The sequence below is a fragment of the Candidatus Symbiopectobacterium sp. NZEC135 genome, from assembly GCF_025962695.1.
This window is the reverse complement of record NZ_JAGFPF010001086.1, coordinates 1-733: the sequence shown is the minus strand read 5'-3', so window position 1 is coordinate 733 and position 733 is coordinate 1. Positions and strand designations below refer to the sequence as shown.

1 protein-coding gene is annotated in these 733 nt (G+C 55.0%); it reads right to left on the bottom strand.

Translation table 11 applies throughout. The annotated features are described in order from the left end of the window. A partial coding sequence (locus tag J5224_RS32600; protein WP_264629071.1) for a Bcr/CflA family efflux MFS transporter occupies positions 1-463 on the bottom strand: 463 nt, incomplete at its 3' end. Between the last annotated feature and the right edge of the window lie 270 nt (positions 464-733).

Below are 733 nucleotides of genomic sequence, written 5' to 3'. Positions count from 1 at the left end.
ACAGCCCGGCCAGCGTCCAGAAAATCGCATGCCAGCTAAACCACAGCAGCAACACGCCGCCCAACATCGGGGCCAACAGCGGAGCCACCGTCATGACCAGCATCACGAATGACATCATGCGTGAAAATTCATCTTTGGCGAAGGTGTCACGCATCAGCGCATTGATCACCACCGCAGACGCTGCCGCAGACAAGCCGTGCAGCATGCGCAGCACCGTAAGCTGCTCAATGGTTTGTGCCATCGCACAGGCCACACCTGCCAACATAAACACCAGCGTACCGCCCAATATGACCGGCTTGCGCCCCAGGCTGTCCGCCATCGGGCCGTAGAACAACTGACCGATAGCAAAACCCATGATGTAGGCGCTCAGCGTCATCTGCACCTGACCCGGTTCCACGCCAAACTCTTTGGCAATCACTGGCAACGCTGGCAAATACATATCGATAGCAAACGGTGTCAGCATCGACAACAAGCCAAGAATAAATATCAAGCCAAAATGTGATGGCGCTTTCCCCACTGCATCTCTCCCAAATTCTTGCCCGCAAAATAATAAAATTCACCGCAGCGGCAGGCCTCTACCACGGTGACAGATACGAGAGGTTCGGTGGCCGGTTCAGGGCCAAAACGTGTTTACATCAGGTTGATGACACGCGCATGACGCAGACTGAATCCAGTATGGCGTAAGGCGGCTCAATGCGGCATAACGCTGTCCACTTCTTCTTGCGTCAGTGCG